This is a genomic window from Candidatus Poribacteria bacterium (assembly GCA_009839745.1).
Taxonomy (GTDB): domain Bacteria; phylum Poribacteria; class WGA-4E; order WGA-4E; family WGA-3G; genus WGA-3G.
On record VXPE01000042.1, the window covers coordinates 1 to 23,880 of the forward strand.

General features: G+C 48.2%; 25 protein-coding genes. 7 read left to right on the plus strand and 18 right to left on the minus strand.

The features are described from left to right. A partial coding sequence (locus tag F4X88_06890; GenBank protein ID MYA56001.1) for a hypothetical protein occupies positions 1-194 on the plus strand: 194 nt, incomplete at its 5' end. 465 nt (positions 195-659) lie between these two features. Further along, positions 660-2,171, plus strand: a complete 1,512-nt coding sequence (locus F4X88_06895) for a sulfatase-like hydrolase/transferase (GenBank protein MYA56002.1) — start codon at positions 660-662, stop codon at positions 2,169-2,171. Position 2,172: 1 nt separating this feature from the next. Here the strand turns inward: F4X88_06895 and F4X88_06900 are convergent, their stop codons facing one another. From F4X88_06900 to F4X88_06955, 12 genes are all read right to left on the minus strand, one after another. Next, positions 2,173-2,991 (minus strand): phytanoyl-CoA dioxygenase family protein, encoded by an 819-nt coding sequence (locus tag F4X88_06900; GenBank protein MYA56003.1) that lies wholly within the window; start codon positions 2,989-2,991, stop codon positions 2,173-2,175. Between the two features lie 80 nt (positions 2,992-3,071). Beyond that, positions 3,072-3,821 (minus strand): hypothetical protein, encoded by a 750-nt coding sequence (locus F4X88_06905; GenBank protein ID MYA56004.1) that lies wholly within the window; start codon positions 3,819-3,821, stop codon positions 3,072-3,074. 22 nt (positions 3,822-3,843) lie between these two features. Beyond that, the gene (locus tag F4X88_06910; GenBank protein MYA56005.1) at positions 3,844-4,626 is read right to left on the minus strand and encodes a phytanoyl-CoA dioxygenase family protein; all 783 of its coding nucleotides are present in this window, start codon (positions 4,624-4,626) and stop codon (positions 3,844-3,846) included. Between the two features lie 224 nt (positions 4,627-4,850). Further along, positions 4,851-5,663 (minus strand): polyphosphate kinase 2 family protein, encoded by an 813-nt coding sequence (locus F4X88_06915; protein ID MYA56006.1) that lies wholly within the window; start codon positions 5,661-5,663, stop codon positions 4,851-4,853. A 140-nt stretch (positions 5,664-5,803) separates the two neighbouring features. Continuing rightward, positions 5,804-9,283, minus strand: a complete 3,480-nt coding sequence (locus tag F4X88_06920) for a hypothetical protein (GenBank protein MYA56007.1) — start codon at positions 9,281-9,283, stop codon at positions 5,804-5,806. A gap of 32 nt (positions 9,284-9,315) precedes the next feature. Next, positions 9,316-10,059 (minus strand): DUF1282 domain-containing protein, encoded by a 744-nt coding sequence (locus F4X88_06925; protein ID MYA56008.1) that lies wholly within the window; start codon positions 10,057-10,059, stop codon positions 9,316-9,318. 314 nt (positions 10,060-10,373) lie between these two features. Beyond that, positions 10,374-10,742, minus strand: a complete 369-nt coding sequence (locus tag F4X88_06930; GenBank protein ID MYA56009.1) for a hypothetical protein — start codon at positions 10,740-10,742, stop codon at positions 10,374-10,376. A gap of 37 nt (positions 10,743-10,779) precedes the next feature. After that, positions 10,780-11,148: a clan AA aspartic protease gene (locus F4X88_06935; GenBank protein MYA56010.1), complete on the minus strand. Its 369-nt coding sequence runs from the start codon at positions 11,146-11,148 to the stop codon at positions 10,780-10,782. Beyond that, positions 11,148-11,414 (minus strand): hypothetical protein, encoded by a 267-nt coding sequence (locus tag F4X88_06940; protein ID MYA56011.1) that lies wholly within the window; start codon positions 11,412-11,414, stop codon positions 11,148-11,150. The genes F4X88_06935 and F4X88_06940 overlap by 1 nt, the downstream gene beginning before the upstream one ends. Positions 11,415-11,451: 37 nt before the next feature. After that, a complete protein-coding gene (locus tag F4X88_06945; GenBank protein ID MYA56012.1) occupies positions 11,452-13,296 on the minus strand; it encodes a transketolase in 1,845 nt (614 codons plus the stop codon). Between the two features lie 74 nt (positions 13,297-13,370). Beyond that, on the minus strand, positions 13,371-14,090 hold the full coding sequence (locus F4X88_06950) for a tetratricopeptide repeat protein (GenBank protein ID MYA56013.1): 720 nt from the start codon (positions 14,088-14,090) through the stop codon (positions 13,371-13,373). Between the two features lie 188 nt (positions 14,091-14,278). Next, the gene (locus F4X88_06955) at positions 14,279-15,103 is read right to left on the minus strand and encodes a LamG domain-containing protein (GenBank protein ID MYA56014.1); all 825 of its coding nucleotides are present in this window, start codon (positions 15,101-15,103) and stop codon (positions 14,279-14,281) included. Positions 15,104-15,469: 366 nt separating this feature from the next. Here F4X88_06955 and F4X88_06960 point away from each other — a divergent pair, with 366 nt between their 5' ends. The 5 genes from F4X88_06960 (at position 15,470) to F4X88_06980 (ending at position 20,158) form a co-directional block, all read left to right on the plus strand. Beyond that, on the plus strand, positions 15,470-16,528 hold the full coding sequence (locus F4X88_06960; protein MYA56015.1) for a hypothetical protein: 1,059 nt from the start codon (positions 15,470-15,472) through the stop codon (positions 16,526-16,528). Between the two features lie 203 nt (positions 16,529-16,731). Beyond that, entirely contained in the window at positions 16,732-17,592 is an 861-nt protein-coding gene (locus tag F4X88_06965; protein MYA56016.1) for a VWA domain-containing protein, read from the plus strand. Positions 17,593-17,974: 382 nt separating this feature from the next. Next, positions 17,975-18,736: a sugar phosphate isomerase/epimerase gene (locus F4X88_06970; protein MYA56017.1), complete on the plus strand. Its 762-nt coding sequence runs from the start codon at positions 17,975-17,977 to the stop codon at positions 18,734-18,736. A gap of 19 nt (positions 18,737-18,755) precedes the next feature. Beyond that, positions 18,756-19,121, plus strand: coding sequence for a cupin domain-containing protein (locus F4X88_06975; protein ID MYA56018.1), 366 nt, complete (start codon positions 18,756-18,758; stop codon positions 19,119-19,121). 134 nt (positions 19,122-19,255) lie between these two features. Further along, complete coding sequence (locus F4X88_06980) at positions 19,256-20,158, plus strand: aldo/keto reductase (protein ID MYA56019.1); 903 nt, start codon at positions 19,256-19,258, stop codon at positions 20,156-20,158. A gap of 90 nt (positions 20,159-20,248) precedes the next feature. Here F4X88_06980 and F4X88_06985 read toward each other — a convergent pair whose 3' ends face one another. The 6 genes from F4X88_06985 to F4X88_07010 all read right to left on the minus strand — a co-directional run bounded on the left by F4X88_06985 (position 20,249) and on the right by F4X88_07010 (position 23,789). Further along, positions 20,249-20,611 (minus strand): RNA polymerase sigma factor, encoded by a 363-nt coding sequence (locus tag F4X88_06985; GenBank protein MYA56020.1) that lies wholly within the window; start codon positions 20,609-20,611, stop codon positions 20,249-20,251. 47 nt (positions 20,612-20,658) lie between these two features. Next, the gene (locus F4X88_06990; protein ID MYA56021.1) at positions 20,659-21,006 is read right to left on the minus strand and encodes a hypothetical protein; all 348 of its coding nucleotides are present in this window, start codon (positions 21,004-21,006) and stop codon (positions 20,659-20,661) included. Beyond that, positions 20,927-21,769: a hypothetical protein gene (locus F4X88_06995; protein MYA56022.1), complete on the minus strand. Its 843-nt coding sequence runs from the start codon at positions 21,767-21,769 to the stop codon at positions 20,927-20,929. The genes F4X88_06990 and F4X88_06995 overlap by 80 nt, the downstream gene beginning before the upstream one ends. A 274-nt stretch (positions 21,770-22,043) precedes the next feature. Then, complete coding sequence (locus tag F4X88_07000) at positions 22,044-22,295, minus strand: hypothetical protein (protein MYA56023.1); 252 nt, start codon at positions 22,293-22,295, stop codon at positions 22,044-22,046. A gap of 519 nt (positions 22,296-22,814) precedes the next feature. Then, positions 22,815-23,309 carry a transposase gene (locus F4X88_07005; protein MYA56024.1) on the minus strand — a complete coding sequence of 165 codons (495 nt, stop codon included), beginning with the start codon at positions 23,307-23,309 and terminating at the stop codon, positions 22,815-22,817. 237 nt (positions 23,310-23,546) lie between these two features. After that, positions 23,547-23,789 (minus strand): hypothetical protein, encoded by a 243-nt coding sequence (locus tag F4X88_07010; GenBank protein ID MYA56025.1) that lies wholly within the window; start codon positions 23,787-23,789, stop codon positions 23,547-23,549. Positions 23,790-23,880 lie beyond the last annotated feature (91 nt).

The following is a 23,880-nucleotide window of genomic DNA, read 5'->3' on the forward strand; positions in this document are numbered from 1 at the left end:
ATGCCGCGAACGGTGTTGTGGTTCGGACGTTGCAGTTGGGTCAGCAGTCGGCTGGGTACTATACGGACCGTGAGCGTGCGGCGTATTGGGATGGTCGGAACGCTTCTGGTGAGCAGGTGGCGAGTGGCGTGTATTTTTACCAGTTGGAAACGGATGAAATTTCGTCGCTTCGCAAGATGGTAATATTGAAATAATTGAACGCAAACTGGGAAGTTTGCCCTACAAAGAGAGGGACGCAAACTGGGAAGTTTGCCCTACAAAGAGAGGGACGCAAACTGGAAAGTTTGCCCTACAAAGAGAGAGACGCAAACTGGGAAGTTTGCCCTACAAAGAGAGGGACGCAAACTGGAAAGTTTGCCCTACAAGCATCGGGTGCGGTTAGAAACCGCACCTACCAATTTGGGAAAGGGCGCGGTGTAGAAGCTGCGCCTTTTTTTACGGTCTGAATCGCGGATTTTCGCGGATTTTGGGGTTTTGGGTGTACCAACGGTTTTTGTTAAGAAGGCGGGGTATTGAGGGTCAAAAACTTTACACCCCCCTCCTACAGCATCCTTCTTGAATTATTCTTTGTAAAGTGCTATGCTGATTTCCATCAATGATAAATACAATACAAAGGACTTCTGTAGCGCAAGTTTTCGCTTGCAAGCTACGCGAAAATCATGCCTGAAACCAGACCTAATATCCTACTTATTACGAGCGATCAACAGCATTGGAACACTTTGGGCTGCCTCAACCCTGAAATCCAGACCCCGCACTTGGACGCATTGGCACAACAAGGCACGCTTTTCAACAGAGCCTACTGCCCGAACCCGACCTGCACACCGACACGCGCCTCTATTATTACTGGAAAATACCCGAGTCAACACGGGGCGTGGTCTCTCGGCACGAAACTCTCTGAAGATGAGCATACGGTGGGTGAAGATTTCACGGATGCGGGGTATCGGACTGCCCTCGTCGGAAAAGCGCACTTTCAACCCCTTCACGGAACAGAGGAATTCCCGTCCCTCGAATCCTACCCAGTCCTCCAAGATTTGGACTTTTGGCGCAGTTTCAATGAACCGTTTTACGGGTTTGAGCATGTCGAACTCGCACGGAACCATGCCGACGAAGCACACGTCGGACAGCACTATGCGATCTGGATGGAAGAGAACGGCTGCACCAATTGGCGTGACTATTTCGCGCCGCCGACAGGGAATGCACGCGATCAATACCGCAAGTGGCACATTCCTGAAGAATACCACTACGACACTTGGATTGCTGAGCGGACCAACGCACTCATGGAAACGTATCAACAGAACGGTGAAAACTTTTTCCTTTGGGCGAGTTTCTTCGATCCGCATCCGAAATATCTCGCCCCAGAGCCGTGGGATACGATGTATGATCCAAATGCGTTGACGGTGCCTTCCGTAACCGAGGGAGAACACGATAACAATCCACCCCATTTTCAACTCACGCAACAAGAAAAGCCGGACTTCTCGGCTTGGCGCGAAAGTGGAAAGGGTGTTCACGGGTTCAACTCACATTTACGCGATCGCGATGAACTCGCTAAAGACATCGCTGTCTATTACGGCATGGTGAGCCTGATGGATAAGTATATCGGGAAAATCTTGGCGAAACTTGACGAATTAGGACTGGCAGAGAACACGTTAGTCGTGTTCACTTCCGATCACGGGCATTTTTACGGACAACACGGACTCGTCGCAAAGGGGGCGTTCCACTACGAGGATGTCATCCGAGTGCCGTTTATCGCGCGGTATCCAGGGGTCGTGCCTGCGGGGAAACACTCCGAGGCATTGCAGACGTTGGTAGACTTAGCACCCTCATTCCTCAGTGCTGCTGGTATTGACGTTCCTCTTCCAATGACAGGCGTAGATCAAATGCCGGTCTGGTCGGGACAAGTAGAACAAGCACGCGACCATATCATCGTCGAAAACCATCATGAACCGACGACGGTACACGTCAAAACCTATGTTGACGATCGTTATAAACTGACCGTCTATTATAACAGAGATTATGGCGAACTCTTTGATTTGCAAGCGGATCCTGGAGAAGTCAACAACCTATGGAACGCCACGGCGCATGCTGAATTGAAAGCGGATCTGGTGATGAAGTTGTTGTTCGCGGAGATGGGGAAAGAACCGTTATGGATGCCGAGAACTTCGGGGGCATAAATCAATACCGGCGTTTCCAGTGCCAACTGTCGCTTCCCGAAATGAGCGGACGGATGTCTTCGGGCAAGGTCTCAACAAACTCAGGACTGACTTCGTTGCCGGGCCATTCGCGCACCATTGGCGGTGTATAGCCGGATATAAGGATGACACGCTCCTTATCGCTACGGATGGCAGTGGTGCTGTGAATCAACGCCTCAGCGAAAAGCAGGACGGATCCCGCTGATGCTTCGACTTGGTAGATGAGTTTGTCGTCAGAGAGTGCCGCTTCGATCATTTCTTTGTGATCCCACGTTAGGCGATGGCTCCCCGGTATAACGCACGTTCCTCCATCATCAGGTCCAACATCGGTGAGGTAGGCGAGCGTCTTCACGAAGATACAGTGGAACTTGTTCTGTTCCATGTATGTGCCCCACCCGTGTTGCGTGCCACGATGGAACCCTGTCGGGTTATAACGGCGTTTATAGAGTTCGTCCAATTCCATCTCTGGATTCCGACTATTAATAATCGCTTCGGTTTCCTCAAGACGGACTGCGCCACCCACCACTTCTTCAACGAGAGGCACCAATTGGGGATGCGCCGCGTATTCTAAGAGTGCCGGGTCATACGCAACAAGATTGCCGAAAAGCACGTGGTGTTCACTTTTCCCACGGGCATAGACCCGCTTGGCATCCAGATCCGTGTCGGCTTTCATCCTGTAGAGAGCACCTTTCATACGTTCAATTTCATCGGCGTTTAGGACGTTCTCTAACAGGACAAACCCGTAGATATCGAAGTGGAGTCGTTGTGCAGGCGTTAGGCAAACTGTTTCACTGTTTTTCATTTCTTTCTCCAAAACCGAGAGATATTCCCCACCTGGCGCAAACTAACAGTTTACGCTACAAATACCGAACCTATGTTTTCTTATAACCCGTGCTTGACCTGTCCCCAGAGGGTCGCGAGTTTCCCGTTCGGGTCAACGGCAAGGTCGAGTGGATCTTCCCCTTCATAAACCAATAAATCATCAACGTAACCGGGGGCAGTTATTCCCCACGTATAGAAAGCGACCCACTTGGCAACGGGCCCGAGTGCAGCATTCCGAAACGGGAGTCCTTTTTCCGCTTTGGCACCTAAAGCGTCGTTTCTGTCGTCTCCTACGTAAAAATCGAATTCGCTTTTATCGACATTGGCAATAATTCGAACGTATTTCCATGTATCGGTTTCAAAGTCGCCAATAAGTTGCCACGCCGCGCCATCGTAAAGCCGGACAATGCCAGCATCCCAGTTGATGTAGGTGCACCCGTTGTTTTCGCCAATACCGTCAGCAGTAGCGACTTTGAAATTGAAAGACCTGCCACCACTCTCAATGTAAATCCAGAATTCAACCGAAATGATAGGATTCTCGGTCTCTATAGGCACACCGAGTCCATCTCCATCTCCACCGCCCAAAATAGCGAGTGCTTTTTTATCGGTTTTGACAGTGTCGCCAGAAATTTCAAAGTCCCCGCCAATGACCTCCCAATCTTTGGGCGGATTGCCGACCGCGAATTCCTCAAACCCAGTCTGCACATAAACTTCTTGTGCAATTGTGGTCTTCACGCCAGCGAAACTCAAAACAACGAGAGTTAGCAAGATATAGTGGTAAAAGCCAACGCGTTTATCTTGGGTCATCATTCACACCTCCATCAAATCTTCATCACGGCATCCAGAGATTCCACTCCCCTTTTTTCTCCCATTTGCGACATGCGAGACATAAGCACATAGATCGGATTGCGAAGCGCGGTGTAGAACCGACATTCATTGTGCCACAATGCGGCAATAGGTGGTGGAAAAACAGCACGTCTCCCTGTTTAGCAACGACTTCCATCGGTTCCCCTAAATCCATCTTTGGAAAGTGGGCACCAACATCGCGAACATGGTTTGAAAATTCTGGGTTTTTCTTACGGAATTCTCGAATCCGTTGTGCACCTTCGGGCCATATCACAGTCGCCCCGCCGTGTGATTTCACCTCGGTAAGATACGTTAAACTGGTTACTCGGAATGTCCCAGGATCCAGCCGTAAATCCCGAAAGCCACCATCCAAGTGAGGAGCCGGCGATTTCCACTCGGAATCCGAAACAGGAAATTGATTGAGTGCCCAGATGCCATCCGGATGTTGACTCTTACAATGTGGAATTTCTGGATATCCGGAGGCGAGTTGCTTAATGATAGCGAGATACTCAGGTGTCAAACATGCTAAGACATCGAGATGGGTAACACCATAAAGTTCAACGCGCCTTCCATCTGCCATTTTCTCCATATAAAAACCGGAGAGCGGCGGACGTTTGAAATGTCCCCATGAATCCGGGTTATCCGCGTCCATGCCCATCATCTTCCACATCGCTGCCTCTGCTTTTGTGACAGTCTCCTGCGGAATCAATCCGGAAAGGAGTAGATAACCTTCTTCCTCAAATTGTGTTAATTGTTGCTTTGAGAGCATTTTTAATTAATGGCCTCCTGGACTGCGCTCCGCTACGCTTACGCGCAGAAACTTGGTGATGTCGGAACGGACCCAATAACCTGTACCAAAACCCAAGCCTGCAACAACAGTGCACGGTATTTTTGATAGGGTATTTCTGCGTATTACTTGGGTGTTTCTTCAACTCGAACACAAAAAGCGTGAAGTTTCACACTGCGTTATTTACGCACAAGGAACATTTAAAATTAGTCCCCGATCGTGAATTTGGTAATATCAACAGAAGGTTCGGGATACTCCATGTTCAGTTCTGTGAGCCTCTCAACGATACATTCCGTGATAACGAGGTTCCGATACCACTTCTTATTCGCAGGAATTACGTGCCACGGTGCCCAGTCGGTGCTACACTTTTGGAGCATCACTTCGTAGGCTTGCATATAATCGTCCCAATAGGCGCGTTCACGAACATCGGATTCCTCGACTTTCCAATGTTTCGTCGGATCACTAATCCGAGATTCAAGCCGCGCTTTCTGTTCATCTTTTGAGATGTGAAGGTAAAATTTCAGGACAATTGTTCCACTTTCAACGAGCATCTTTTCAAAATCGTTGATCTGCTGATAGCGCTGCGACCAAACCGCCTCTGGCACCAAATTGTGTACCCGCACAACGAGGACATCTTCATAATGTGAACGGTTAAAGATACCGATTTTCCCTTTCGATGGAACGGCTCTATGGGCACGCCATAAGAAATCACGGGAAAGTTCATCCGCAGAAGGGACTTTGAAATTAAAGACATCGCACCCCTGAACGTTGATGCCAGCCATTACCCGCCGAATGGTGCCATCTTTGCCACATGTATCCATGCCTTGCAGAATGATCAGAAGTGCATGCTGATTTCCAGCGTAAAGCAGTTCCTGAAGTTTCAGGAGTTGCTTATGGAGCCTCTTCAGCCTACGCTTGGTTTGACCTTTTTTTTCGTAATCCCCCGTGAAATCGGGGGCGTAATCGTTCAGATTGACGAATTCACCGGGTTTAATGATATTCTTCGTTTCAAGTTCCATATTTTTAACTTTCCTTGCGGTTAAACAACGTAGGTTAGGCCGTTGAGGTGCCATCCTTAAGAACCGCCTTCCACTTCGTTTCAGGCTACGTACTTTTAGAAGATGGGCGGATCGGTGATGGCTACCCTGACGCCCCTCAATCACTGCGACAAAGACTCGTAGTAATCATCAACAAGTCTACGGTACTCAGGCGGGACATCTTCCTTTACGACCTGAGCGAGCCGTTTTTTCTCCTGTAGCGTGTTAAGCCGTTCCTCGAGTGCGGATTCTAACTTACCAAGGTCCCGAATAACGAATTCGTAGTTAGGGAACGGATTTGAGCGATTTCCGGGTCGATAATCCATTGTATCAAGCATACCGAGCCAGAGCCTATCAATCTCCCTGTCTGACTCCCTACCCCCTACACGAGCTTCCTGATCTGCGGGTTCATCGGAACCAGGTTGGTCCCCACTTAGTTCCCGTTGCATCGACGCTTGTGCGCGTTGCATTTGCTCTTGAAGCTGCTGCTGTTGCTCCGCGAGCTGCTCACGTCGACGTTGTTGCTCCTCCGTCTGCTCCTGACCTTCCATGGTTTGAAGTTCGCGTTGGATGTCCTGCACCCGTTCTCGCGCCCGTTGGAGTTGTTCCAGTGCAGCTTCAAGTTGCTCTTCTTCGGTAGCCGCCATATTGGCTTGAGCCTGCTGCAGGTCGCTTTGTGTCTGTTCCAATGCATCTAAGACATCTTGCTGATTCTGGTCAGCGGCTCGGAAACTACGCCATTGCAAGGCGCGTTGTGCAGTCGCCATATCCCCTGTAGTCTGTTCTTCAGCGAGACGCCTTGTCGCATCCGCTACATTTTGGGCTGCCTCTGGATTGTCTGGAGCAAGCTGTTCTTGGATGTTTCTCAGTGAGCGCTCAAATGCCTCCAGATTGCGTTGAAGTTCGCGCTGTTGATTGGCAAGTTCAGACGCTTTTCGGAAATCTTCAGGACGCATCTCTGATTGCTCAGAACGACCTCTGAGTTCTTGTGTCTGCTGCTGAACATCAGATTGGGCTTCTGTCAACTCCTGAAGTTGCTGAGAGGCTCTATCGAGTGCAGCGTCCGTGTATTCCGCGGCAACCTTTTCCAACTGTTCAACGGCTTCCTGAAGTCTTTCTTCCGCTTTTTCTCCTTTGGCGGCACTCAATTGCGGTTCTTCCTGTTGCATGCCCTGGGCGGCTTGCTCCATCTGCTCACCCGCCTGTTGCATCGCCTGTCCGGCTTGGTTTAGGCGTTGCCCTTGGGTGCCTTGTCCGTTCTGCTGCATGGCATCGAGCTGCTGTGCCATCTGTTGAGCCTGTTGTGCCAACTGTCCCTGTTGTTGGCTGTTCTGCTGCATTTCACTCGGCGAGGGTTGGTCTTCACGCCCTAATTGCTGGCTTTGTTGACTCAGTTGCTGCTGTTCCCCTAACATTTGACGCGCCTGATCCAACATCTCCTGCGTCTGCTCCTGCATTTCCGCGTCGAGTTCGTTCTGCTGATTCTCGAGTTCGTTCTGGAGCTCCTCCATTTCAAGTTCAAGGTTCTCAGCGAGTTGCGGATTACTGTTCCGCATCTGCATCAGTATTTTGGGAATTTCAAGACTAACCTTTATGAGCAATTCAAGTGCTTCCTGTTCCGGTGGAATCGCTTCATCGGGACGGACAGCGTTCAAATGATCACTCGCCTCACCCATCCTGTCTAGTGCGTCCTCCAGGTTCATCAGAATTTCGGGCGTGACGGCTGATTCCCCTTGCATCGCAGCACTAAATTCATCCACAACCCGCTGCGTCTTCTCCTTTAGCTCGGTTTGTTGTTCGCCCGTTTTCCTGACTGCAGCCTGATATGTCTCGGTAACCGCTGCTGGTTTCGTGTGACTATGCTTCGATGTCTCTCGGATAATCTCCTTTTGCGAACTAATTATATCCAAAAGTGGATTCGGTTCAGCCTCGCCCGGCTCGCCTTCGCTTTCACCTTCGTGGAAATCCTCATTAAAGGGACGAATTTCAATGAAGTAAATGTCGCTACTCGCTTCACCGGGCCCAGTGCGTGTGTTGTTATCAATCGCATGCGCGTAGTAGGAGATAATATCGCCCGGTTCAACGTCAAACTCCTCCAGATAAAAGGTATAGGTACCCTCTGCAATGTGCCGAGCATCTGCACCAGAGCCCGATCCTACAATCGGGGTGGAAACGGAGGATTCCATCACAAATTCCTGTAATTCATCCGATCCGATACGATACATGAGTTTTAATTCCGCAATGCCGTAGTCATCCGTTGCTTCAGCGACGATTTCCACTTCATCTAACTTCGTAGCTTTCACATCCCGACCGGGCTCTTTGATAACGACCTCTGGAACAGCATCTGGAATGGCTTTGATCGTGTATTCGATCGGTATCTCATTGTTGAACCCATCAATACATAGCAGTTGAATAGCATAACTTCCGTCCTCAACAACATCTATAGTGGTTGTCAGTGTATTTCCATTAGCAATAACCATTTGGCTATCGGCGGAATAGGGTTCAACAGTCAGATCGGATTGCTGATGGCTGACGGTTTCTTGACTGATGGCTATTGACGCAGTTTGAATCGCTTTGTTCGTCGTCAGCCTTATTTCTGCTTGCGTGCCGACGACGGCACGAATATCCCCGGTCCCCGTTTGCACAACAGATTTAAGACCCGTGTAGTCAGGATAGGTATAAGCGACCGAAATTTCAGTCACCTTCGGCATTTCAAAAACTTCAACAGTGTAGCGTTCTGAAGTCGCCTCGTTTGCAACGACAGCGTATTCCATATCAGCATCAATGTTGAAAATTTCGTAGGCAAATCCGCGTTTATCGTCAGGATTTCGCAGCATGTTAATTATAGTTTTGGGCTGTTGCTGGTTTTTCTCAACCTCGGATGTAGAGAGTTGCTGCGCGCCAATATCTCCATACCTCAAGACGACTTTCTCAGTTGATTTACCGGTGACAGTGACATGAATCGGTAGGCTTTTACCGCGGAGGATACGCGCATTTCCGGGCGCCACAGCGAGTCTGGTTGTCAAAATCGGATCCGTTTTCTCCCAAGGGACCAACACACGGAGCAGGCTCGTATGGATTTCTGTCGGAAACAACAATGAAAGGATAACACACCCGACAACAACCAAAGCGGCAATGCCGACATGCTTACGGGTTCGACTGTGATCGATCGTTGCTTTGAAATTGATCCCTTTTACCCGCTCAGTGGTATCCTCAAGCAAGCGTTGAAGCATGTGTGTCTCAATCGGATCCGTCGATTCTCGGTTTCCGAATTCGATGGCACTCACCAGTCTATCCTCAAGATCCGGATGATTTCGTTCAACGTTGAGGGCGACATCACGGAGCGTGAGCGATGCTTGAAGGGGTTGAACGAGATACTTATACAACAGGTAACCGATAACACCTGCCCCGACCACTAATAAAGCAAGGCGTATAGCACTTGGAAGTGGCATCAGCCAATCCACCATGGCTTCTCCGACAAGTAAAGCGATAATACCGGTCAGAACAATAGCAAACCCTGTCCAGAAGAGACTCCGTTTCCAGACCCGCCGTGCGCCTGAAATTCTCGCTTGTAGTTCGGCATAACCTTCTCTTGTATTCATTATCTCCCTCCTCCAACAGTATCCAGGGTGCTTCAGTTCGTCAATAGTGTCTCAAATAGCACACCGATGATCCAGAGAACAACTGCGGTGACACGGGCTCTATTTTTTTCCATATCGGCAAACACCGCGATGGCTATTGCCATCACTGCGATGGGCCATATACTCAGTGGATTGATGTAACTCAGGAAGAGCAGCAACTTCACGTTTGTCTCAGGATCAAAGAGCATGTGTAGCCCCGGAATCATTTTGAAGTCTGCTGCACTTTTGACAGTCGCTATGTCTCTGAAAACCAGCAAGAGCGCGGTATTCACGAGTTGGATGATGCAATTGATCAGTGCGATATGGAGAATCGCGGCATAGATATGCCGGAACCTTAAGGTCTCATTTTTTAGGAGATAGCGCGCCCCTAATTTGAGGAGGGCACTGCTAATGAGAAACCCTACGACCGCAAAGATGGGTCCAACAAAAATAATCACCGTTCCCATCACGTTAGCGATGGTTTGAAGTTGTTCAGGAGGAGCCTCCGCTGCTGCCATCCCTTGAGACATCACTTGTTGCGTGTAGGGTGCAATCGCCCAGAGGAGGATAACAGAAAACAGATAGAAAACAACAAATGCTACGCCCCACCTCGGTTGCGATTTAATCCGTAAAAATGTTTCACTCGGTTGTGCGACGAGATCCCCAATGTTTTGCCAACTCTCTTTCATGATTTCACTCCTGTAGTAGGGATTATCGATTATAGTAAAACCCGTAATTACCTTTACACTTTTTTGCATCGGCGAGGTTAGGAAACCTCGCCTACCGGGGGCAGAAGTGTAAACTTATTTTCAAAATCTACTATAAACAGGACTTACGCAAATTGAGCAAAAAAGCGAAATATTTTAACCCAAGTTGCCAGTTTGTAGCATAACCTGTTAGGTTGTGCATCTCAGGGGCACACTGAAACTTTACACTACAAAAAACACGCAGACTGACAGTCTACGCTACAAAACGCCTACGAATCATGACCTATTTCAATGAAAAACGTTATCTGTATGCTTAAAACCTTGTAAGTGTCTGGATGTCCCTTCAAGGACTGATATTGCGAGAATCATTGTGTACCCTTCTCCCTATGTTCTGAATCATAAATCAGGAATTTAATAATCTTTTCGGTGGTCTTGGGCGTAAGCCCCGAACCCGGTTTCCGCATCATCTTATAGACATACTTTCGCCAGTCCTCTGCGTTAAAAGTAGAATTAATTGGGCGTGCAACGGTATGGCACCGGCTACATTTACGGGTAAAAAGTTCGTAAGCCTCCTGCATCTCAGGTGGATAGGTAGTAACATCAATAAAGTTAGGTCCTTTATCTGCTGGATAGGTTTTAGGGACCGCACGCGGGGCGCGCAAGGCGTAGATCATCCCAACCCCAACGAGAAGGATAACACCCAGGACAGCAATCCAAACAATAGGTTGTTTCATCTGTTAGTGAACTTAGATCCCCGCAACATCACCTGAATTAGGGCATCGCGTTAATACTTACATCACCGCCGTTTATAACATCCAATATCACGCGACTTCCATAAAGCAAAGACATTCCGACCAAGGGACCACCGTCTGTTTGCAGAGTGGAGACGTTGTGTTCTTCGCCATGCCACAGGACGGACAAGAGGTACTTCTGTAAGACTACCTCAGTTCCATCCCCAAGAATTACCGCTTGATTATCAATCTGTCGGAGTTTGAGCAGGTTGATTAAATCGCCTGGCAAAGCCAAATAGCCAGAAAAGCCTGTATCAACGACAGCCTCAATTTTTTCACGCCTATTTAATCCAATGACAACCAATTCGATGACCACTTCCAGATCGGTTGTAACTTTTCCTATAATCATTATTTTTGTGCTGAAAATTTAAAGCCAATTCGATGAGCAGCTCGATACCCGATGCGTAAACTATAAATAAGAGCTTCAGGTCTCTTAGCAAGGAGACGCATAGACGGAGATAAATCGTCGGTGTCAACTTCATAATCCCCTGTTTCGATGTCAACAGACAAAAACTTGCCTTTATGCTGCGGTTCAACCTTTTCACGTATTTGCTGTTGATATATCTCTTTGCCGCGAGCAGCAATAACTTCGGGAGTATAATTAGGACGTGGCATAGTCAATTTCCTTTAGTTTTAAACCCCACCCAAGGCTTCAACTGACGCGCTTCACCTGCTGAATAATAGCATTTGCGCTAATGCCGTGATGTTCCAAAAGCTCCTCCGGTTTCCCGGACCTCGGCACGCCTGTAACGGCAAGTTTGTGGACGCAGACGCCTTCAGTTGCCACAGCATCAAGGACAGCATCACCCAGACCGCCTTCAGGATAATGGTCTTCAACGGTGATTAGGGTGTTGTTCGTCTCAGATGCCGCCTTTTGTAGCGCTTCCTTATCAATCGGCTTGACGGAATACAAATCTATAATTCGGACAGCGATCCCTTCTTTAGCGAGTATGTCGTGTGCTTTCAACGCTTCGTGAAGCGCAACCCCTGCCGCAACGATGGTCACCTTATCTTCACTGCTTTCGCGAATAACTTTACACCCACCAATTGGGAAACTCTCATCAGCATCGTAGAGAATGGCGGTTTTTGGACGCGAGGTGCGGAGGTAAACAATACCTTCATAAGCCGCGGCTTCTGCGACGAGCCGTTCAGCGGTAACTGCATCGCTTGGATACAGCACGACTGCCTCCGGAATCGCACGGAACATCGCGATGTCCTCTAACCCCATCTGTGAGGGACCGTCTTCACCGATTGAGACCCCACAGTGTGAACCTGCATATTTAATATTCGCTTGTGAGATCGCAGACATCCGAATCTGATCATAGGCACGTGATAAAAACGCAGCAAACGTCGAGACAAATGGAATCTTCCCACGTTTTGCCAGACCGATGCCAGCACCGACTAAATTCTGTTCTGCGATGAACATCTCGAAATAACGGTTCGGATGGAGTGTCATAAATTGCTCGGCATACGTAGAATTTTTAGTATCTCCATCCAAGGCGACGACATTCAGGTTCGCGTTGCCGAGTTTTGCGAGCCCTGCACCGTACCCACTACGCGTTGCTACTTCTTCGTCCGCTGGATAGTCAGGCGGTTCGCATTCGGTTACGGCTGAACGATCAGCACTCCCATTTATAGGATTAGGGGCTTCAATCCGAACGGGAACATCCGAATGCAACGGACCGAGTTCAGCTAACCCCTTATCAAGTTCCTCACCTTGGGCAAGTGCTTTTCCGTGCCAATTGTCGGCGTTTTCAAGGAACGAAATCCCTTTCCCTTTAAAAGTTTTGGCGACTATCATCGTCGGTTTCTCGTCTGAAACCTTTGCTCGGTCGAGTGCCGGAAGGATTTCATCAAAATCGTGTCCATCAATACCGATGGTTTGCCAACCAAACGCCTCAAAACGCTGACAATACGTGTCAACATCGAAGGCGTACATAGTCCGCTGGCTCTGTCCAAGGGCATTGACATCCACAATTCCAATCAAATTATTAAGTTTGTAGTGTGATGCTAAAGCAGCCGCCTCCCAGACCCCACCTTCGGCAGTCTCACCATCGCCGAGGAGGACATAGACCCGGTAGTCAGCGTCGTCTAAGTATTTGCTATTGAGAGCCATGCCGAGTCCAAGCGATAAGCCTTGTCCAAGGGACCCCGTTGCGACCTCTGTCCATTCAAACCGAGGGGTTGGATGTCCCTCTAAGATACTATCAATTTGTCGCAGCGTGCGCAGTTTTTCGGTTGGGATAATCCCCGCTTCCGCATAAGCCGCGTAAAGTAGTGGTGCCGCATGTCCTTTAGACAAGATGAATCTATCGTTGTTGGGGTTCTGAGCATCGGTTGTATCATAACGCATCGCGTGAAAAAAGAGTGCGGAGACGATATCCGCAGCCGAGAGACACGTGGTTGGATGTCCTGAACCCGCCTCCGATGTGGAGATAACGGAATGAATGCGTAGGTTAGTCGCTTTTTGTTTGAGAAATTCTTTTAAGGTTTCCACAAATTTTGCTAATCCTTTTTTAGTAGTTGCGGGTTTTCGTAGAAAACCCGTCCTGATAACGCTTCCTCTGACAGCTATTCTGGGTTCAACTGAGATGTTCTTCGCTTTGCGGCTAACGAAAGGTAATGTTCTTTATAAGTCTGGCTGAGATTCTCAAAAGTCACAATGGCTTGGGGAATGTCTTGCATTTTAACGTAAGCTTCCGCCTGCCAGTACATCGCCTTCGCTACGATCGAATTGGAATCTGCCACATTTCCGCCCGTATCTTGGGCTTCATTTTCTATAGCCTCTCTAAATTTTTCGATTGCGCGTTGATAATCTTTCTCTTCATAGTAGGCTTTCATAGCATCTGCATAAGCGAGATTGTCTTGCTCCTGTGGTCGGAAAAACTCAACCTCAACCGGAGGTAATTCCAACGGTGGGATGTCCACCTCTAAATCTTCTTCGTCCGGCAATGCATCTATCGCTTCAGCAAGTCGTTGTTCGTATGCCTCAGTGCCCTCGTTATATGCTTCTTCGGTAGTGTTTTCCTCTTCGTCTTTAGGCTCTTCTACTGCCTTTTCATCTTCAGGCTCTTCTACTGTCTCTTCCTCTTCCTCTTCCTCATCTTCTTCTACTACCTCAGTTGCTGTGGCTTCACGAAATGCGTGAGAGAGTGCAGTAGCTGCATCATCTAACTCGTCTTCCAAACCAACAACATCGGCATCCTCTTCATCGAGATAGGAATCTTCTGGTTCATCATCAAAATTATCTGTTTCTTCAAAATCATCTGTTTCTTCAAAACTAAATATCATTTTTTCCTCCACGTTTCTGTTTTTTTATATCCGTTTCTTATAGTTTTAACCATCAACCCGTGCCTTTGGAAAATGTAGAAGACGAGTTGATGGTTAAAGTTATCAGTTGTCAGTAGGTGATTAAGACGTGTGGCGGTTGTATATTGCGTGAATTCCACAGACTTTTTTTAACCGATAACGGATGCCCTTTAGTATCTGATCTTAACATCTGCCCAAGTGGTTGCCATCTTGTCAGTCGGATCAACCGCTAAGGCTGAAAGCATACCGTCCAACATCGTTTCAATGTCCGCTTGCTCCAAAGCGACATCAAAGATTACAACCTCGTCGATAGTCGCCGCACCAAAGCGCGCGCCACCGCAGCAGTCATCAAATCCGATATTGACGGGACCGTTGTCGGCATCAATAGGATTCTTGGCGATATCCATTGTGCTCGCTTCTTCTGCATCAATATAGATAGCCCATTTACCGGTCTTGCTATCAAAAGTGGTCGTGTACATGTGCCACTGCGTAATATCTTTGGTGCCAACATTACCGTCATTCCAACCGCCGGGCTTATTCCAGCAGCCTCCGTTGCAAATGGGCCAGGCAATATTTTTCGTCCCTTGGTTGGGATGAATGATATAGGCGTTCCGCTTCTCAACCATCCAACCGTGTTGGTTCCAAGTATCACCTGCGCTCTTCGCCCACACTGAGACCGTGATCGCTTTCGTTGGGTTATCATGATCGGCGATCCGAACGAAAGCACCTTTACCATCAAATTCAAGGGCTTGCCCAAACTGACCCTTAACCCATTTCGGTTTACCTTCAAATTCGCCTTCCAGTCCATTTCCGGAATCATCGGTTGCGACATTTCCTTTGCCCTCATCAAACAGCCACATCCCGACAATAGTACCAGGATCGATCTCGGCAGAAACGGTAGAGACAAACAAAACACCAACACCAAAAAGACTGAAACACACGAGGACTAAACTCACAAGCAAAAACTTGCTGCCAGAAATAATACCGAAATTCATTTTGACCTCCTGCTCAATATTACAAATTCAAGGACTTTGCACAAATATCTGTGCGATTCATACGGATACAACGATTGTGCGAAAGCATAAATCGCTGCTAAAACACCACATACATCTATCATATCAGATTCACACAGATATGTCAAGGAAAAATTGAAAGCGGATTTCTTCAAGGATTGTATCCTCGTCCCTTTAGCGTGTCCAATTAATTCTAAGCTTTACCATAAATGCCCGACTCTATTTAAATAAAAAATCGTTGACATGAACGGCATTTTCATCTACAATATTCTCATGCACTTATCTCAATATAGGAACTCGGGATGTTTCTGTTGGGGTGTTTCCCCAGAAACCCCTCCCATAGGAAATATGAAGCGGATAGGATTTATTTTTTTACTCTTAGTTTTTGGTATCTTGCCCGTATTTGGACAGCCTGCAAATAGCAGCCTGCAAGTTTTAGACGCACAACACCCCAACTTTGAGGACAAAAAACAGGTAAGAGGTGTTCTTATTGCGCAAGGCTTAATGGCACAGAATTTGGAAGAGGTTCCTGATGCGTCCACAATGCAAAGTGATGTCACTGATTCAGAGAACGGAAAGACCACAGATGAAGGGCATCTACAGCGAAAAGAAACACGACGGATATTTAAGATTATTAACAACTATCAGTTAGCAGAAGGTAAGGTCCTCACAACACTCGTTATAATCGCGGCAGACGCAAACTTACAAGGGCAGGTGACCGGCAACGTATTAGTCATCGGCGGAGATGTTTACTTGTCGCCAGAGGCACAAGTGAATGGAACTTTACACATTATCGGTGGGCAAATTACTGGAAATACACAAGGCATCGCTAACCTTCAAGTCAGCAATGATTGGCATCTGGTACCCGCTGCGGCTCATCTTGCTATGCATCCACATACCTTCTGGGGTATCAGTAAGCAAGCGAATTTTCGCCTGACCCTCATTAAAATTGGATTTTCCCTCTTGATGTATCTGTTGATAGCAGCCGTGCTTTTAAAGCCGATAAATGAGATAAGCGAACTTTTCGCGAGGCGACCGATCAGCAGTATATTATTCGGTATCCTGATGTTAGTTATGATACCTTTCTTCCTCGCGGTGTTGACGCTGTCAATCATCGGTGTGCCATTCATGCTACTGTCCCTTTCGCTTTTAGTTCCCTTTGCTATTTGTGGAAAGGCAGCGATTTTCTTGACGCTCGGGAGTACCCTCTTTTCAGGGCGATGGAGACCGCTCGCAGTCATATTTGGTTATATCCTCTATTACATGGCAACATCCGTGCCGTATATTGATTGGGCAGCGTTTCTCATAGTCAATAGTATCGCTATTGGACTCTGCCTGCTAAGCGGCATCAGTATGATACGTTCGCAAGAACCCCGTAGAAACATTTCTTGGTCGGAAAGAGTGTAGTCAGCATGCAGTTAGCCTCCCCGTTTTTTCTTAGTTTGTTCATTGTAATTCCGCTCCTGATATTCGCTTTGCGGCACCTCCGTAGGGGCGAGGTGACCTCGCCCGTCCACAGGCAGGGACTCCGGTTACGTTGGAAACCGACAATCGCCCCGGTGGCGCGCTTTTCTGATTTCAAACATGGGTTCGCAGCGAGTATTCAACAGATGCGACATACTTCTTCAGTTAAAGCGTTTCCGATACTGAGAGTCATCAGGTTTACTGTTCTCGCGCTCCTCATTTTCTCCCTGGCGCGTCCGCAGCTGTCTCAAAGCCGGGAGCACCAATTCACTGAAGGCATCGATATCTTCTTAGTCCTTGACATTTCGGAGAGCATGCGCGCAGAGGATTTTGAAGGGTCCAATCGCATCCAAATCGCTAAATCCGTCGTTAACGATTTTCTGACGCACCGCCAAAACGATCGTATCGGTTTAGTCGTTTTTGCGGGTGAAAGTTTCACGCTCTGCCCACTAACGTCAGACTCTTCGGTGTTAGTGGAATTGCTCCGAGATGTAGAGATCGGACACCTCGAGGATGGCACGGCTATAGGGGACGCGCTTGCAACCGCCACCCATCGGCTACGCGCCTCGAAATCCCAAACGAAGATTGTCATCCTCTTGACCGACGGTGAAAATAACGCTGGCAGCATTGAACCGGGAGTCGCAGCTTCTCTCGCACAATCCTTCGGGATTAAGGTTTACACGATCGGTATGGGAAAAGAGGGGGGTGCACGCATTCCCTATGCGGATACGACCTTTGGCAAACGCTATCGCGAGGGGCTAACCTACCTCGACGAGGATACCCTAAAACAGATTGCCAACATAACAGAAGGTCGTTATTTTCGCGCCACAGACACGCAATCGTTGAAACACATCTACGCAGAAATTGATCGCTTTGAAAAAACGAAATTTGAGACAGTCAACATCGTTGCCCACAAGGAGCTGACGGCATATTTTCTAATACCTGCAGTGCTCCTACTGGGAACCGAGATTCTATTGAGCAACACAGTCTTACGGAAAATCCCTTAGCGGGGTTAACGGTTAACGGAAAAGGCGTTATCGGTTATCAGTTAACGGTTAAAAAATTTTCGTTAAAAAGGATAACAGTGATGTAATACCATTTCTAAAAGTTTATATCGCATTAACCGCACCTTCCTGCACAGAGTCTTTGCGAATGCCACACGCGCATTCGCCAGTCTATGCTACAAGAAAGCACAAGACAAAAGTTTATGCTATAATTTCAATCAGAAATGGTATAAGCCTGCAACAATACGCAGAAATACCGGATTTAGTCTGGGAATAGACTAAATCCATTCCTTGTATTACATTGCAAAAACACGCAGGCGGGTATACGGATAGAAACGTTACTTAACCAATTCACCTGAACGAACCGCAAGGTAAAATTAAAAAGATGGAAAATATTATTGCATGTAATTTGGGCAGCTACCGACAGTTTCGAGACGTGGCATACACCCACTTAGCAGAGATCGGTTTAACGAATGTGGAGATCGGTGTGCCTGCCTCTGAATCTGTTGATGCCCTCCGTGCGGAATTGGACGCGCACGGACTCACCGCCACAAGTCTGCTTGGCAGTTGTGACGTTCAATCTGAAACGGTCGTCTCAGATTTTCAGACGACGCTGGACATCGCTGATCAGATGGGTGTAAAGATTATTTTCGTCAGCGTGCACGCCGGTGAAGCAGATATCAACGCGGTCTATGATCGGCTTCGTGCCATCGGCGAAAACGCTGCCCCGACAGGCATTAAGGTCTGTCTGGAAACACATCCTGATATGGTGCATAATGGCGATATCGCACTTAAAACGATGCAAGCCGTGAATCATCCGAATATTTGCGTCAATTTCGACACGGGGAATGTTTACTACTACAACCACAATGTAACGGCTGTTACGGAAGTCCAGAAAGTCATTGAACACGTTGGTGCCGTCCACCTCAAGGATACAAACGGTGGCTATCGAACCTGGAATTTCCCAGCACTCGGGGAGGGCGTTGTCGATTTTAAAGCGGTATTTCAAACGTTGAACGACGCGGGTTTCTACGGGCCCTTCACGATGGAATTAGAAGGGATCGAGGGTGAAAACCTCGATGCGGCAGGTGCCAAGGCACGGGTGGCAGACTCGCTGCAACACTTGAAAGATATTCGCGTAATTTAAGGGACACAGGAGCAACGAAATGGATACGAATCTTTGTGTTATCCGACTGAGTGAGGGTGAGCGTATCGGTGATGCCCTCGGGAAAGTTTTAGGCACTCCAGACATGACGACGATTGGGGCTTTCGCTGTTTCCAAAGAAAACCCCACCGAACTTCACTATCACGATTTCGACGAGTACTGGTATTTCACAGAAGGCACGACGACAGTGACACTCCGAAACGCTGATGGACAGTCCGAATCTTATCGCATCGGTCCCGGGGATTTAGTTGTTACGCCAAAAGGTGTTGAGCACGGACATACCCCAGACGATGTCGTTAAAGGCGTGCAGTGGGTGAGTGTGATTCCCCCCGATGCTCGTCGTGGACATTTGCATCGAGATTTTTAATTTTACCTTGCGGAGGAATACGCAGAAACACCCAAGCAAAAACACGTGCGTTTAGACTTTAGCGTGCCAGTCTCATATCCGCCTGCGCCGATGTTGCAGGCTACTTTTTAATTTTACCTTGCGGAGGATAGACTATGTTGACAAGATCATCCCCGTTGCCAGTGCGACGCTTAGGACGAACAGAATTAGAGGTTACATGCCTCGGCATGGGAGGCGCAGGCGTTGGTAGAGGTGATGTTACCGACGATGAAGCGATTGAAGCCGTTCACCGAGCCATCGACTTAGGGATAAACTATCTCGACACCGCACCGCTTTACGGTGAAAGCGAAAGACGGGTAGGGCTTGCACTCGCCGACGGCTGGCGTGAGAAGATTTACCTCGCCACGAAGATAGGAACACATCCTGAATGGCGCGGCGATTTTAGTGCATCAGGGACGCGTCGAAGCGTCGAAAATAGCCTACGTCTACTCGGCACCGATTGTCTCGATGTCTGCTTGGTGCATGACCCAGACAGCATGGACCCCGTTGTGGCAAAAGACGGGGCATTCGACGAACTCCAACGCATGCGCGAGGAAGGACTGCTTAAGTTTATCGGACTCGGGGTTCGACAACACGAATTTCACAAAATCGCCATCGAAACCGGTGTCGTTGATGTAATTCTAACGTATTTGGATTACACGCTCCTGAGTCAGACCGCAAACGATTGGTTGTTACCGCTTGCCGCTGAAAACGACATCGGGATTATCAACGGGAGCCCCATTGCGATGGGATTGCTTTCAGGGATTGAGCCAGATGTATCCGCCGAAAGGATGCACTTAGGGAGGTCTGATGCTGAAAAAGCACACCGACTCTGGGAGTGGGCAACCGACAACAATCTGAATGTCCTGAATCTCGCCATTCAATTCTGTTTCCGTCAACCTCGCATCGCGATGAGTCTGACGGGTTCTAAGAATGCCGCAGAAGTAAAGCAGAATTTCGCCGCCGCCACGACCCCCGTTCCCGACGATGTATGGGAACAGTTACAAGCACTGTTATAGACACTGCCGGTTTCGAGTTCAATGAATTTGTAATCCGCCCCTTGCTTATGACAGGTTTGACAGAAAAACGATAGAAGATGGTATAGGGTTTCACACGGATTCAAGATTGTCAGAGCTGTTCAGATACGGGGTCAAGACTTCTTGGAGTTGGAGGCGTGCGTTGCGGAGATGGCTTTTGATGGTGCCTTCAGAACCGTTCAAACGGGCGGCTATGGCTTTAATAGGTAGTTCGTCATGGTAATATAACACGAAGACACGGCGGCGGATGGGGGTGAGTTCGGCGATGGCTTCTCGGAGCTGCGCGCGAAGTTCGGCGCGTTCGAGGTCTCGACACGGGCTGGGGTGTGTCTGTTGGATGCGGTGAGAGTCAATGGCATGTAAGGGTTCAAGGGCGTGGTCGCGCTTTTGCTTGCGGAAGTGATCGGTGATGACATTCTCGGCGATACGATACACCCAGGAATAAAAAGACGACGATTCCTAACAACGTTTATCTATTCCTTTCATTTGATTAAGGGTGTCATGTTGAGGGTGAAGGTTCGGTGTTGACCGTTTCTTTGGAGTGTTACCTGTTTCGACTGGATGTCGGTGACGGTGGTGTCAGCGTCAAGTTTATTGCCGATACGGACGGTGTAAGTCCTTCCCGCAGGGGCCTTTTGGAGAATCGCCTGTTTGGGGGTGTTTTCCGTTCTGGGGATGAGGGTGCCGATCAAGCGATAGGGTTCTCGCGGGTGTGGCGGTGTCCACCCGAGCGGATGGAACAGGTTGTTGTCAACGATGGTGCAATAGAACTCGGTTTTTTGAAAGTCCGCGAGCGAGTCGTGCGGTGTCGTGGAACAGCTGCGGAACACTCGGGGAGAGACATCGATTGTCTCCAGCTGTTGCGGTGTTGAGTCCAACCGTCCCCTTAGCGAGTTCACCTGTGAGTGTTTCATACTCCGCTGCCCCTAAATAACCGTTGAGCAGACCGATCAATTGCCCGGTCTGTAAGTACGGATATAATTGCGTTGTTATGACAGCAGTTGTTCCCGCAGCAATTTTTACGTCATACTTCGTCTGTGCATAGATTATCCAGTATTCTACAGTGTTGCTGCTGGCAATATCGAATACAAGGTCTATATCATTATAGTTGACAACCTCCCGCATCAATAGTATTTCGCTCACGGGGGTGCCTGCATAATCCGTTCCAAAGATATTCGCTATGTTCGTCCCCATCCCGATCATAACTAAGACAGGGCCTGGGCGATAACCTAAGAATACATAATCTTCGCCTTCCACAGCCCCTTTTTCTTTTGCAATTTGCTGGAGTGTCGCAACAGCCAGTGGAATCCCTTCCGCGAAAAGAGTCAGGCCGATCACTTTTACGCCTCTCGTGAAGCAGTGGCGTAAAACGGCTTCCGCAATCGCGGTCGGTTCTGGCATCGTCGAAGGTCCATAATCAAAGCAGATCATGACCGTCGCACCAGGGGGAAGATTCTCAATGTAATCATAAACGTTTTGTGTCGGCACAGTGACAGAAACGGGCATGCTTTTTATCCAGAGTGTAGGAATGATAACCGCGAGTGCGACTGATATAAAAATAATCCGTCTATCAAGGTTTATGATTTTTTTCATATGTTCCCAACTAGATTTTGTTGGCAAGAACTTCATCGCACAAAAATGGGAGAGACGTAGGCTGCTGATTGGGAAAACCTAATCTTCTATCTGATCAGAGATCACTCTCATTGCACCGGTATTTTTGTAAAGTTAGGTCGCAGATGCTACCAAGAAAAACAGCGCGATCATGACATTTATAACTCAAAGACATACAGTTACAATGAATGCTCGTAAGAGCGATACCTTGCCCTGGGTTCTGCGAAGATATCCCCAATGTTTTGCAAATGGGTCTTCATGTTTTTCTTTGCTGCTTCTCTATTTTCTTGTCCTGTTGACGTTCCTGGTATTGGACATAAGCCTCACGGGCAGGTTTGTGTCGGGATGGATACAAACGGAATATATGATTAACGACAAGGAGTATAACCACAGCGATGGCAGTCCCCCAGAGAAAAACGGTCGCGGGAGCACCCAGCCGGTATGCAGTATAAATGCATGTACCCGCAAGGAACCCCAATATATACAGAAACCACTTCTTATTTTTCATCCGAACTCACCTCACTCACCTGAAAAAAGGGCGGATATGGGCATATCCGCCTGAATAACGGGGTTATGGACTTAATGAACGTACGAATCACTGGGGTTATAACCACCGCTCCAACTATTGCCTGAGCAACTACCTGATGATTCATCACTACCTGATGAAAAAGACAGAAAAGGTCACGGTGCGGCAGAAAATTACTGTATTTCTTGCCATACCCTCTGTTTTGTGCTATAGTTGTTACGTTGTGTTTACATTCCATCATAAAAATCGTCCGGAAGTCAGTGCCTATCAGAATTTACGTCTATAGATCAAATGGATATTGCAGAACTATGGAAGCCTTGCCATGACTGGATCCGGAGCCACAATGTAAACACTACCTAGCAACATTGAGAGCATTGATAAAACAGAACCATTCAGGACTAACACATTTTGGACTGGGGTCCTTTGTGTGATTGAATTCATTTTCTTTTCCTTTCATAAAGTTTTACGCCTTGTGCTAATTAGAATTTCATAGATTTTTGGTTATGCGAGAACGAGGTCTCTGAGTTTCATCAAAGGACGTCCGAGACACTGATTCAAGAACGCACCGAGCAGAGCAGCACCGAACTTATGACTCATTCGGGTTTGAAGTCCCCACTGCGTCCGCGCCCGCACCCGAGAAACACCGAACTGTTCGGTGAGTTGACCGATCGTCGTCTCAATGCGTCTGCGCACCCGGACTTGGAGTTTCCTGAAAGTCTCGGGATATTGATACTTCTGATTGCTTCGCAGCGTCGCGAGTAAACAAGTGTTTTCGGTTTCCAATAGTTCGTCTTGGAGGGGCTCCGAAATATACCCTTTGTCTCCAAGAAGGATCGGATACCTTCCCCTTTGAGAAAGCCAAGGGACCACCTCTCGGTCATCTATATCCGCTGCGGCAATCGCAAAATCAACAGGCACGCCTGTCCCCGTCGTGATCAGGTGTCCGCGAAACCCCAAAAACGTTCCGAGACTTTTCGTGGAGAACCCAGTGTCCATAAGTCGCAAGCGTTCCTGAAGCGTCGGTCTCCCATTTCAGGTCAGACTTTGAGGACTTGGCGCGTTTGAAGTCGCAAATCGGTATCGGAAAAGAATCCACGAGAAACACCTCCGTCTGGGGTAAGAAGGCCACCAATGCCCGACGCAACACTTCACTCGCTCCTGAGAGGGTGCGTCGCCGGCGATTGAAGCGAGAGCGTTCGGGTAAAGAGGGGAAAACCGTTTTCAACGCAACTTTCAAACGCTTATATCCCGAATGTTCGCTGTCCGCACCGATGTATTCAAGCAGCCACCCGATGGCGATGATGTCGCTGTCCGGAGACACCGGGTTCCGACCGGGTCTACGATTTTCAGCATTGGGAAAGTGGCATCATAAAGCGTTTTCATGATCTTCTGAACCACAACCGCAACATCTAAGAGCGTCCGTGGGGTATTTTTCAGTTGCAGAACAGCGTCTTGTAAAGTATACTCTAAGTCCATCCTTGTGTTTCCTTTTGTTGTTGTTGAACTTATAGGATAACATAAGGATGGATACATTCACAGAAAAACAAAACGCTGTTCCTCTCAAATA